Below are 11,148 nucleotides of genomic sequence, written 5' to 3' on the forward strand. Positions count from 1 at the left end.
CAGCGTTCGTCCTGAGCCAGGATCAAACTCTCTTTAAAATAAATCGAATTTGAATACTTATTCAACACCGTGAATAAGTTTCCTTAGCGTCACAAATTGACTTTGCTAGCTTGTTTCTTACTTTTTTTGGAAACATCTTTTTGTTTCCTGTCCTATGAATTGATTGGTGAAACATCTGTTTCATCGCTTTTTCATCTTCGTTTTGTTCAGTTTTCAAAGGTCATTCTTTCTTTTGTCCTGTGCGCGCTTAACGCATCAGCAACGTTTATAAATATACCAACTTTTTATGCATTCGTCAATAGTTTTTCTCATTTTTTTTTAATATCCTGAAAAACAATTTGTTTTTGACTGTATAAATGATTATTTTAGCACGTTTAGGTAATGTATATTTGAACTCCTTTTTCTTCAAACTGTAGCTTTAGAACGGGATCAATTTCGCTTCCTGTAATAATATACGAGAGGTCATCGAGTTCTGCATATTTATATAGTGACAGTCGGCCGAATTTTGTATGGTCGGTCACGAGAATGACTTCGTCGGCGGAGTGGATCATTTCTTGTTTGGCGGGGACGAGATATTCGTCGTAGTGCATTAAACCTTTGTCGCTATCTAAAGCCGGAGTTGTCACGAATGCTTTGTGGACGTGCAAATTGCGCAGGGTGCCACTTGTAATCATGCCGTTTAAGATGTAGGTTTCTGGATAGACGACTCCACCTGTTACAATAATTTTTGATTTTGAGAAACGCAAAATGGAAGCTACATTGATATCATTTGTGATGACGGTTAGGCCTGAACGTTCTTTTAGCGCTTCTGCGATATGACCCGTTGTAGTACCAGCATCAAGTAGAATCGTGTCGCCTTCTTCGACCATTTCCGCAGCATAGGTCGCAATTTTCTTTTTTTCTTCATAGCGGACTTCGCTTCGTTTCTTCCAATCGGGTTCTGAAACGACCTTTTCTTCTATCATAACGCCACCGTGGGTTCGCTTTAGTTTTTTGTCTTTTTCTAGTGCTGTTAAATCGCGGCGGATGGTGGCTTCGTGAACTTCAAAGTGTTTCGCAAGTTCGCTTACCGTTGCAATTTTTCTTGAGCGTACATATTGGACAATCGCGCGCTTTCGTTCAATAGAGAGCATTATTTTTTCTCCTTTCCTACAAAAGAAAAGAGCCCTTACGAAACGCAAGGACTCCTCGAACATTTTAGTCGTTTAAGCGTTTTTCAAGTTCCGCTTTTTTCTCTTCAAAACCTGGTTTACCTAGGAGCGCGAACATGTTTGCTTTGTAAGCTTCCACACCTGGTTGGTCAAATGGATTCACGCCGTTTAAGTAACCGCTAATGCCTACTGCTTTTTCAAAGAAGTAAACAAGGTAGCCGAATGTGTATGGGTCAAGCGCTGGCACTTCGACTACAAAATTCGGTACTTCGCCGTCAGTATGCGCAAGAAGCGTTCCTTCAAATGCTTTTGTATTCACGAAATCAACCGTTTCACCTGCTAAATAGTTTAAACCGTCAAGATCAACTTCTTCTTTATTAATGGTTAAATTATGACGCGGAGTTTTCACTTTGACTACCGTCTCGAAAAGATTACGACGACCGTCTTGAATGTACTGACCTAGTGAATGTAAATCAGTTGAGAAGCTCGCGCTGGATGGGTAGATGCCTTTTTGGTCTTTTCCTTCGCTTTCGCCAAACAATTGTTTCCACCATTCATTGAAGTACTGCAAACCTGGTTCGTAGCTGATTAAAAGCTCTGTTACCTTGCCTTTTCTGTACAGCACGTTACGTGCTGCCGCATATTGATACGCGATATTTTCTTTTAAAGAAGGTTTTGAGAAGTCTTTAGATGCAGCTTCTGCGCCTTCCATCATTTTTTTAATGTCTACACCGCTCACTGCGATTGGTAGAAGTCCTACTGCAGTTAGTACAGAGAAACGACCGCCAACATCATCTGGAACTACGAAAGTTTCATAGCCTTCGTTATCAGATAATGTTTTAAGCGCGCCTTTTGCTTTATCTGTTGTGGCATAAATACGTGATTTCGCTTCTTCTTTGCCGTATTTTTTCTCTAAGAGTTCTTTAAATACGCGGAATGCGATGGCGGGCTCTGTTGTTGTACCTGATTTTGAAATTACGTTTACAGAGAAATCACGATCGCCAACAACTTCGATTAAATCGTGTAAATAAGTGGAGCTAATGCTGTTTCCTGCGAAGAAAACTTGTGGCGTTTTACGCTCTGCTTTATCCAGCACATTATAGAAGGAATGATTTAGTGTTTCAATCGCGGCGCGTGCCCCTAAGTAGGAGCCGCCGATACCGATGACGATTAAAACTTCGGAATCATTTTTAATTTTTTCTGCTGATTTTAAAATGCGTGCGAATTCTTCTTTATCGTAGTTACTTGGCAAATCAACCCAGCCAAGATAGTCACTTCCCGCACCAGTACCGTTATGTAACATATCATGTGCTGCTTTTACTGCAGGTTCCATGTACGCTAATTCGCGTTCTTCAAAAAAACGCAATGCTTTGGAATAATCAAAACTAATGTGTGTCATTATTTTCCCTCCAAAAATTATAAAGATTTCTGTTTTAACTTTATCTCAAAAGGCGAACTTTAGCAAGGATTGTCGCTAGCTGACAGGAAATTCATTATGATGATCATAGAGCACACCTTTGTCAAAAATCAGTTTATTGAGCGGCGTCTTTTCTAACTCGAGAAGGCTGTCTGCTGTAGGAATCGACAACCATTTCACACGAAAGACACTTTCATCGTTTTCTGGCCAATTAAAATCCCCCATTGCAGTTGCACGGAACACAATTGTGCAAACGTGTTCCCACTCTGTCCTGCGCTCTTTACAAAAAAGGAGACTGTCGACGGAAATCGTCACATTCGTTTGTTGTTTCACTTTAAGAACGAGCGCTTCTTCCATTGTCTGGTCTTTCTCAACTACGCCCCCCGGGAACCCCCAAGAAAGATCCCGTTTACGCACTGCTAAAATCTCATCTTTTTTCTCATTGTAGATAAATCCTTCAACGTTAATCGTTCTTTTCATGGTATCCTCCCTTTTCGTTTGAAAATGATTAAACTACCTGAACTAATTAAAAACTGAAATGGCTATTACCCTAAATTTAGTTTGACTAATTGTCAATTGATGAAATACTGACTAAAACGTGAATTATCTGACTTTTTGAAATAAAGCTTCGGAAGCTCCTTGTCGAAAGAAGTTTCCAAACATGCTTACTTATCTGCTTTTTCAACCCATTCTTGCAGTTTATCTCGGAGTGTGTTAAAACCTTCGTCTGCACCTTTTGTTTCTTTTTTAGGCGAGGAATTTCTCTCTGGTTTTACTTCCTCGGTCGCACGAATCGAAAGACTAATTTTATTATTTTCTTCATCCATATCAAGAATTTTGACTTTCACTTCTTGTCCGATTTCTAAAAAATCATGGATATCTTTAACAAAACCGTGCGTCACCTCTGAAATATGCACAAGCCCTTGCGTTTTATCATCAAGCGCCACGAACGCTCCGTATCCTTGAATACCTGCGACTTTCCCTGTTACAACGTCGCCTACTTTAAATGTACTCATCTACAAACACACCCACTTTCCAAAATACCGATAATGTACAATTATACCACTTGCTTAGGATTACCACAATTATTCATTACTTTGATTAAAGCTGATGCAGCTTTCTAAAATTGTGTTACAATGGCATTATAAAAAAAGAAATGCTTGTCGAAGGAGGAACTAAATATGAGTCAATTTGATGAAGTAATTCCGCGCCTAGATACAAATTCTGAAAAATGGGACGGGGCGGAAGCCTTATTTGGAAGGAAAGATATTATCCCCATGTGGGTTGCTGATATGGATTTCCGGGCGCCGAAGCCTGTTTTAGATGCCTTCCGAAAACGAGTTGACCACGGTGTTTTCGGCTATACGAAATGTGAAGATGGCATGACGAAAGCCATTTTGAATTGGAATAAAACGCGGCACGGATTTGATGTGGATTCGGATGCGATTTTATATAACGCCGCTGTTGTCCCTTCGATTTCACTCGCGATTCGGGCGCTAACGAAACCTTCAGAGAAAGTCTTGATGCATTCGCCAATTTATCCGCCGTTTTTTAAGGTGACTGGCGATGAAACGAAACGCGAAGTCGTGCTTTCACCGTTAAAACACACGGGCACGCGGTTTGAAATTGATTTTGCCGACATGGAACAGAAGCTTGCCCAAAATGATATTCAGCTATTTTTACTTTGCAATCCGCAAAATCCGGGCGGAATTTCCTGGAAAAAAGAAGAACTTACGCAATTGGTTGAGCTTTGTGCACGTTATAATGTGCCGATTGTGTCGGACGAGATTCATGCGGATTTAGTGATGAAAAACCATGTACATACGCCGCTTGTTAAGGTGGCACCGTATTACAAGGAGCAAATTATTACGCTGATGGCACCAACGAAAACGTTTAATTTGGCGGCTTTGAAAGTGTCCTACTTGATTATTGATAATCCAGATTACCGGGCGAAATTCCGTGAGTTACAGCAATATGTGCATGCGCCAGGCATTAATGAATTTGGTCAAATCGCGCTTGAAGCGGCTTATAATGAAGGTGCGGAATGGCTAGATGAGCTGCGCGATTATATTTACGAAAACTTCCAATATGTCAAAGCGGAATTGAATACGCATTGTCCTGAAATCGGCGTGACGGAGCTTGAAGCGACTTATCTGATGTGGCTTGATGCACGGGCGCTCAAAAAAGATGAAGCGACGCTGTATCAAGATATTATCGATGCGGGTTGCGGCGTTCAAATGGGGTCAGGTTTTGGCGCGGTGGCCGATAAATTTATCCGCCTGAATATTGCTTGTCCGCGTGAAACACTTAAAAAAGGCGTGGCTGCACTAATTGCGGGGATTCAAAAATAGTAAACTAAAACCAGACTGAAATAGTCTGGTTTTAGTTTGTAGAAAAGGCTACACAAAAGGCATCACGCACGTTTAGCACGACGACAAGCGGTAAATATCGTCGTCTGTAAATCAGGTTTTTGGTAAACCACATGGAACCTTGTTATACTAAAATTGTAGTATGGTTTTTAGGAGGAACGAGGAAAATCGTTTTTTCTTTATTTTTGTAAAAGGAGTTGGAGAAGTTATGTTTTTAGGGCTACGTGAAATGCTCTATTCAAAATTGCGATACATACTTGTGACAGGCATCATGGTTTTGATTATGTTGCTCTCACTGATTTTATCAGGCCTTGCAAATGGTCTGGCATACGATAACGCTTCTGCTGTTGCGGATAACGGGGTTCCGTTTTATGCGATTGCGAAAGATGCGCAAGGTAAAGTGTCACGCTCACTTTTTGATGAAAGCGAGTTGGCAAGTGTTCAAGAGGATAAAAGCGTGAAGGAAGCAGCGGTGCTTGGGCAATCGATGCAAACATTGAAACGCGAAAGTGATGATAAGAAGTTCAGTATCGCTTTTTTCGCCATTCAACCTGGCACTTTCCTCGATCCAAAAATTTCATCTGGTAAAGGGCTTGAAGTGACGAAACCCGATGAAATCGTAGTAGATTCTTCTTTGAAAAAAGATGGGATTAAACTTGGCGATATTTTGATGGACGACCAACTTAACAAAGAGCTAACGGTTGTTGGTTTTACGGAGAATAAAAAATATAGTCACGCGCCCGTTGTTTACATCAACATGCCGACTTGGCAATCCATTAATCCAGTTTTATACCACCAAAAAACACCGCAAGTTAGCGCGATTGCAATCCAGCCTAAAGGCGATACTGTCAATTTAGCGAACAAAGACTTGTCTGTTTTAACGCAAGCTGAATTTTTAGACCAGATTCCGGGCTATTCGGCGGAACAAATGACGCTAAATATGATGATTTATTTCTTAATTGTGATTGGCGGCTTTATTTTAACGGCGTTCTTCTATGTGATGACGCTTCAAAAGACGACACAATTTGGGATTTTAAAAGCGCTAGGCACCAAGTCCGGCTATATCGCGGTGAGCGTGATCACACAAGTTATCGTGATTTCCCTCATAAGCATTTTAATCAGTGTTGGTGTTACGCTCTTGTTGCCGAACGTGTTGCCTGAGGCGATGCCGTTCCGCTTGTCGAGCTTCACAATTAGCTTATATAGCGTGATTTTCTTCGTTGTAGCGCTGATTGGTTCACTGCTTTCGATGTGGAAAATTAATAAGGTTGATGCGCTTGATGCAATTCGCGGAGGTGATGAATGATGCGTCCAATTTTACAATTTGAAGGTGTAACGAAAAACTATAAATCTGGTCCCACTACGATTCATGCTTTGCGTGAGACCCATTTTGAAGCAAACAGCGGTGAGCTCATTGCGATTGTTGGACCGAGTGGATCTGGTAAGAGTACTTTCTTGTCACTGGCGGGGGCGCTACTTACGCCTACAGATGGCAAAATCATTTTAAATGGGCAGGAAATTAGTCAGCTAACGAAAAAAGAACAGACGCAAATTCGTCTGACGGAAATTGGTTTTATTTTTCAAGCGGCGCACTTAGTCCCTTACCTTCGCGTGGTGGACCAAGTCCGTTTTATCGGGCAACAAGCGAAGCAAAATAAAGATGCGGTGACCGAAAAGAGTGTCTCCCTTTTGAACCACCTTGGTCTCGAAACTCGGACAACTTTTTATCCAAAAGATTTATCTGGTGGTGAAAAGCAACGGGTTGCGATTGCGCGGGCCTTAATTAATTCGCCGTCCATCATTTTGGCGGACGAACCGACGGCAAGCTTAGATACTGAGCGGAGTCGAGAGGTTGTACAGTTGCTCCGTAGCGAAGTAGAGGGCACGGAGCGCGCGGCGATTATGGTGACGCATGATGAGCGCATGCTTGACTTATGTGACCATGTTTACCGCATGGAAGACGGGCGTTTGACGAAAGAACGTTAACAATAAAAAAGTGTAGGAACGATGTTCCTACACTTTTTTATTTATTTTCTTCAATCAATTTAAGCGCTTGGGCGTAAACTGTTTCGCCGTCCATTTTCCCGTATGCCATCATATCAATAACGTCAACTGGAATGCGTCCTGCGGCTGCATCTTTAACTGTTTTTTCTTGGTAACGCACTTGCGGACCAAGCAACACGACATCAGCATCTTTAATAACTTCATTAATTTCAGCTATTGAGTAAGCAGCAATTTTTGCTTCATCGCCTTTTGCAGCGGCTGCTTTTTCCATTTTTGTAACGAGTAAGCTTGTGGACATCCCTGCCGCACAGATTAAAACGATATTATTCATTTCTATTCTTCCTTTCCAATTAAACGGCTATTGTTGTAACACCTTCATTATACAATACGTGTAGTATTTTAAACAAGTAAACGTTATCAACAACTTTATCTCACTAAATACACACGCATTTTTAAAATAAACTAAAAATAGATTGCACTTTTCCCCCAAAAGAGCGATAATAGACAGAAAATACGTAAAATTTCGCTTAAATTAAACTAGACAGGAGCTGTATACATGAAAGTCGTTAAATTTGGTGGAAGCTCTCTAGCTTCCGGACTTCAACTGAATAAAGTATTAGATGTAGTGAAAAGTGATGCTATGCGCAAAATCATTGTCGTTTCTGCGCCTGGAAAGCGTTTTTCAGATGACACGAAAGTAACTGACCTTCTCATTGATTGCGCGGCAAAGGCCTTGCTTTCGGAAGACACGACGGATATTTTCAATCAAATCGTCGCACGCTATCACGATATTGTGTTGGATACTGGTATGAGCGAGGCCGTCATATCGGAAATCAGCGACAATTTAACGACCATTTTGCAATCTGATAAATCCAATCCCGACCAATTTATGGATAAAATGAAAGCGAGCGGCGAGGACAATAACGCAAAATTAGTTGCCGCGTTTTTCAACCACAAAGGTCTTCCTGCAACTTATGTTAACCCTAAGGACGCGGGGCTTTTCGTGACCGAAGACCATGCTCATGCGCGTGTTTTGCCTGAGTCTTATGATAATCTTTTCGCGCTTCGCGATTACCCGGGACTTGTTGTTTTTCCTGGTTTCTTTGGCTATACGAAGTCTGGTGAGATTACAACATTCTCACGTAGCGGTTCAGATATTACGGGCGCGATTGTCGCAAACGGAATTCAAGCGGAACTTTATGAAAACTTCACCGATGTTGATGCCGTTTTTGTTGTAAACCCTGCTATTGTTAAAAAACCCCAGCAAGTGGCTGAACTTACGTACCGCGAGATGCGTGAACTTTCTTATGCCGGCTTTTCTGTGTTCCATGACGAAGCGCTCATTCCAGCGTTTCGGGCGGGTATTCCAGTCCACATAAAAAACACGAACAACCCCGAAAGCACTGGGACGCGTGTGATTCATGAAAGAGATACTTCGAATGGTCCTGTTGTAGGGATTGCCAGCGATGACGGATTTTGCAGCATTTACATTAGCAAATATTTGATGAACCGCGAAATCGGTTTCGGTAGACAAGTCCTCGAGATTTTAGAGCAAGCGGGACTAAACTATGAACATATGCCGTCTGGAATCGATGATTTAACGATTATCTTGCGGGAAAATCAACTTGATGCGGCGTTAGAAAAAAAACTAATCCACGAACTCACGCACAAACTAAATGCCGACCTAGTTTCCATCCAGCACAACCTCTCCCTCATCATGATTGTAGGCGAAGCAATGCGTCAAAACATTGGGACAACATTCCGAGCTAGCCGCGCCCTCTCTCACGCAAACGTCAATATTGAAATGATTAACCAAGGCTCTTCCGAGGTTAGCATCATGTTCGGCGTCAAAAAAGAAGATGAACGTACAGCCGTTCAAGCCCTTTATAATGAATTTTTTCAAGAAGTAGAGGTATAATAAAAAGCGAGGACAATTTGTCACTCGCTTTTTCTGTTATTCAACAATATTAATTTTTTCGATGACAACATCATGGACTGGTTTATCTTGTGCGCCTGTTTGAACGCTTGCGATATTATCTACAACGTCCATTCCTTCGATGACATGACCGAAAACAGTGTGGCGTCCATCTAACCATGGTGTCCCGCCTTCTTTGTAAGCTTCAATAATTTCTGTAGGGAAACCAGCTTCTTCCATTTGCCCAATCATTTCTACTGGCATATCCGGTTTTTGTACAATGAAGAATTGGCTTCCGTTTGTGTTCGGACCTGCATTGGCCATTGATAAAGCACCACGCAAGTTAAATGCGTTTTTTGAAAACTCATCTTCGAATGCCTCACCCCAGATGCTTTCACCGCCTGTTCCGATTCCGTCAGGGTCGCCGCCTTGAATCATAAATTCAGGGATAACACGGTGGAAAATCAAGCCATCGTAGTAGCCATTTTTTGCGTGTGTCACAAAGTTCTCAACGGTTTTTGGTGCCACCTCTTTGAAAAGCTTCAGCTTAATTGTGCCGCGATTTGTAACCATTTCAGCTAAGATTTCGTTCTCAGCGATTTCTTTTGATAATTGTGGGTATGTCATATATGATTAGCTCCTTTGTCATAATTTACCTTCCAAACCAGATTATTAAAAGATTTACGAAAACCGCAACCATATAAAGCACTAAAATTGTTGCGAGTGTCCATATGATAATTTTTTTAACCATGAGGCGCTCCTTTTGTTAGAAGAGCGACTCTTGCCGCTCTGATTTATTCAGTACTTCTTTATTCTAATAAAAAACTGCGCGTTTTGAAACTAAAACGAACGGAGATGTCAAAATATGTCAGTAAAAAAACGCAATTTATACATTTGCATGCTGGCGAATTTACTTATGTCTGCTAGCACAACGATGATTATGCCCTTCTTATCTCTTTATATTGAAACTTTCGGTGACCATGATCCGGCTTACGTACAAAAATGGGCTGGCTACATATTCGGCGTCACCTTTCTAGTCGCCTTTATATTTTCACCGATTTGGGGACGGATTGGCGACCGATTTGGCTATAAAAAAATTCTCATCTTTACTTCATTTGGTATGGCGATTAGTATTTTTCTAATGGGCTTTGCTCATTCCGTGACATACTTGTTTATTTTGCGAATCTTCATGGGGATAGTCACTGGGTTTATCGGGATTTCAAACGCGTTTATCGCGCGCCAAACGGATAAGCACGAGGCCGGCAAAATCCTTGGTACGCTCCAACTCGGCGGGGTTACAGGAATGCTATTCGGTCCGCTAATTGGTGGTGCTATGGCGGATTTATTTGGTTTTAAAAACACCTTTACTGTAACGGGAATCGCGATTTTAATTGCTTCATTTCTCGTTGCCTTTGGTTTAAAGGAAGTGCGAAGCGAAACACAAAAAACAGGTCGGCCAATTTATTCGCGGAGAGCCGTCTTGAAGAAAATTTTCACCCTAAGAGTGCTCTTTACAGTGATGGTCATTACAGCGCTTATCCAAATTGCGAACTTCAGTGTTCAACCGCTCCTTGCGCTTTATGTGGGGGAGATGACGCATTCGTCTAACGTCGCTTTCATGTCTGGGCTTGCCTTCTCGGCTACTGGGTTTGGTAATCTTGTTATGACGCGTAGTTGGGGGCGTCTTGGCGATAAGTATGGCTATGAGAAAATCTTAAATATTTTACTAATACTTGCGGCGCTCACAGTGATTCCGCAGGCGTTCGTCTCGCATTTATGGACGTTCATTATTTTTCGCTTTTTATTCGGCATTGCGATTGGTGGTATGGTTCCTTGTATCACGGCGTATATTCGACTCGCTGCTCCTGGCGCGATGCAAGGCGAAATGCTTGGTTATAACCAAAGCGCGCGTTTTTTAGGAAATGTCATTGGGCCAATTCTTGGTGGAACGCTCGCGGGCTTCGTCGGCATCAACAACGTCTTTTTATTCATGAGCGGCATGTTTTTCGTCGCCTTCTTCATTTTACTCTACGCCCTTCACGCGGATAGAAAACGCCATCTGAACGTGGATTGATTAGAAAAATAAATTTGCGCCATTCAAAACGGACTACACACAATCAGACTGATGACAAATAGTGAGATTCTCACGCATTGCCGAGTACTGCACCGGAGCGTACTCGAGTACGTGATGACTGAAAACAGGAAGGGTGTAGTTTGCCCGACCATGTGAGAAGTTAGGCGAAGCGGAGCGGAACGCAGGCAAAAACTCCGAAGATTGCCGTTTGTCATCAG

11 protein-coding genes are annotated in these 11,148 nt (G+C 42.0%); 5 read left to right on the plus strand and 6 right to left on the minus strand.

Annotated elements, in window-relative coordinates:
* Positions 1 to 374: 374 nt before the first annotated feature.
* The 4 genes from CFS60_RS05940 to yugI form a co-directional block, all read right to left on the minus strand.
* A complete protein-coding gene (locus tag CFS60_RS05940) occupies positions 375 to 1,133 on the minus strand; it encodes a DeoR/GlpR family DNA-binding transcription regulator (protein ID WP_088809834.1) in 759 nt (252 codons plus the stop codon).
* A 64-nt stretch (positions 1,134 to 1,197) separates the two neighbouring features.
* Positions 1,198 to 2,550 (minus strand): glucose-6-phosphate isomerase, encoded by a 1,353-nt coding sequence (locus CFS60_RS05945; protein ID WP_088809833.1) that lies wholly within the window; start codon positions 2,548 to 2,550, stop codon positions 1,198 to 1,200.
* A 75-nt stretch (positions 2,551 to 2,625) separates the two neighbouring features.
* Positions 2,626 to 3,048 carry an NUDIX hydrolase gene (locus CFS60_RS05950; RefSeq protein WP_088809832.1) on the minus strand — a complete coding sequence of 141 codons (423 nt, stop codon included), beginning with the start codon at positions 3,046 to 3,048 and terminating at the stop codon, positions 2,626 to 2,628.
* Between the two features lie 185 nt (positions 3,049 to 3,233).
* Complete coding sequence (yugI, locus tag CFS60_RS05955) at positions 3,234 to 3,584, minus strand: S1 domain-containing post-transcriptional regulator GSP13 (RefSeq protein WP_088809831.1); 351 nt, start codon at positions 3,582 to 3,584, stop codon at positions 3,234 to 3,236.
* A 165-nt stretch (positions 3,585 to 3,749) separates the two neighbouring features.
* Here yugI and CFS60_RS05960 point away from each other — a divergent pair, with 165 nt between their 5' ends.
* The 3 genes from CFS60_RS05960 to CFS60_RS05970 all read left to right on the plus strand — a co-directional run bounded on the left by CFS60_RS05960 (position 3,750) and on the right by CFS60_RS05970 (position 6,923).
* A complete protein-coding gene (locus tag CFS60_RS05960) occupies positions 3,750 to 4,919 on the plus strand; it encodes a MalY/PatB family protein (protein WP_088809830.1) in 1,170 nt (389 codons plus the stop codon).
* Between the two features lie 226 nt (positions 4,920 to 5,145).
* Positions 5,146 to 6,243, plus strand: coding sequence for an ABC transporter permease (locus CFS60_RS05965; protein WP_088809829.1), 1,098 nt, complete (start codon positions 5,146 to 5,148; stop codon positions 6,241 to 6,243).
* Positions 6,243 to 6,923, plus strand: a complete 681-nt coding sequence (locus CFS60_RS05970) for an ABC transporter ATP-binding protein (RefSeq protein WP_088809848.1) — start codon at positions 6,243 to 6,245, stop codon at positions 6,921 to 6,923. Before CFS60_RS05965 ends, CFS60_RS05970 begins: the two co-directional genes overlap by 1 nt.
* 37 nt (positions 6,924 to 6,960) lie before the next feature.
* Here CFS60_RS05970 and CFS60_RS05975 read toward each other — a convergent pair whose 3' ends face one another.
* On the minus strand, positions 6,961 to 7,272 hold the full coding sequence (locus CFS60_RS05975) for a PTS sugar transporter subunit IIB (RefSeq protein WP_088809828.1): 312 nt from the start codon (positions 7,270 to 7,272) through the stop codon (positions 6,961 to 6,963).
* Between the two features lie 225 nt (positions 7,273 to 7,497).
* Here CFS60_RS05975 and CFS60_RS05980 point away from each other — a divergent pair, with 225 nt between their 5' ends.
* A complete protein-coding gene (locus tag CFS60_RS05980; RefSeq protein ID WP_088825706.1) occupies positions 7,498 to 8,859 on the plus strand; it encodes an aspartate kinase in 1,362 nt (453 codons plus the stop codon).
* Between the two features lie 36 nt (positions 8,860 to 8,895).
* On the opposite strand, the gene CFS60_RS05985 is transcribed toward CFS60_RS05980, so the two are convergent.
* On the minus strand, positions 8,896 to 9,483 hold the full coding sequence (locus tag CFS60_RS05985) for a peptidylprolyl isomerase (RefSeq protein ID WP_088809826.1): 588 nt from the start codon (positions 9,481 to 9,483) through the stop codon (positions 8,896 to 8,898).
* A gap of 238 nt (positions 9,484 to 9,721) precedes the next feature.
* Here CFS60_RS05985 and CFS60_RS05990 point away from each other — a divergent pair, with 238 nt between their 5' ends.
* Positions 9,722 to 10,930 carry a lmo2377 family MFS transporter gene (locus CFS60_RS05990; protein WP_088809825.1) on the plus strand — a complete coding sequence of 403 codons (1,209 nt, stop codon included), beginning with the start codon at positions 9,722 to 9,724 and terminating at the stop codon, positions 10,928 to 10,930.
* Positions 10,931 to 11,148 lie beyond the last annotated feature (218 nt).

The organism is Listeria sp. ILCC792 (assembly GCF_900186135.1).
GTDB lineage: Bacteria > Bacillota > Bacilli > Lactobacillales > Listeriaceae > Listeria > Listeria goaensis.

What these genes read in the sequence shown, in the direction of transcription:
- CFS60_RS05950 (WP_088809832.1), bottom strand. Translation starts at nt 3,048, where the DNA reads ATGAAAAGAACGATTAACGTTGAAGGATTTATCTACAATGAGAAAAAA.
- CFS60_RS05965 (WP_088809829.1), top strand. Translation starts at nt 5,146, where the DNA reads ATGTTTTTAGGGCTACGTGAAATGCTCTATTCAAAATTGCGATACATA.
- CFS60_RS05945 (WP_088809833.1), bottom strand. Translation starts at nt 2,550, where the DNA reads ATGACACACATTAGTTTTGATTATTCCAAAGCATTGCGTTTTTTTGAA.
- CFS60_RS05990 (WP_088809825.1), top strand. Translation starts at nt 9,722, where the DNA reads ATGTCAGTAAAAAAACGCAATTTATACATTTGCATGCTGGCGAATTTA.
- CFS60_RS05975 (WP_088809828.1), bottom strand. Translation starts at nt 7,272, where the DNA reads ATGAATAATATCGTTTTAATCTGTGCGGCAGGGATGTCCACAAGCTTA.
- CFS60_RS05985 (WP_088809826.1), bottom strand. Translation starts at nt 9,483, where the DNA reads ATGACATACCCACAATTATCAAAAGAAATCGCTGAGAACGAAATCTTA.
- CFS60_RS05940 (WP_088809834.1), bottom strand. Translation starts at nt 1,133, where the DNA reads ATGCTCTCTATTGAACGAAAGCGCGCGATTGTCCAATATGTACGCTCA.
- CFS60_RS05980 (WP_088825706.1), top strand. Translation starts at nt 7,498, where the DNA reads ATGAAAGTCGTTAAATTTGGTGGAAGCTCTCTAGCTTCCGGACTTCAA.
- yugI (WP_088809831.1), bottom strand. Translation starts at nt 3,584, where the DNA reads ATGAGTACATTTAAAGTAGGCGACGTTGTAACAGGGAAAGTCGCAGGT.
- CFS60_RS05970 (WP_088809848.1), top strand. Translation starts at nt 6,243, where the DNA reads ATGCGTCCAATTTTACAATTTGAAGGTGTAACGAAAAACTATAAATCT.
- CFS60_RS05960 (WP_088809830.1), top strand. Translation starts at nt 3,750, where the DNA reads ATGAGTCAATTTGATGAAGTAATTCCGCGCCTAGATACAAATTCTGAA.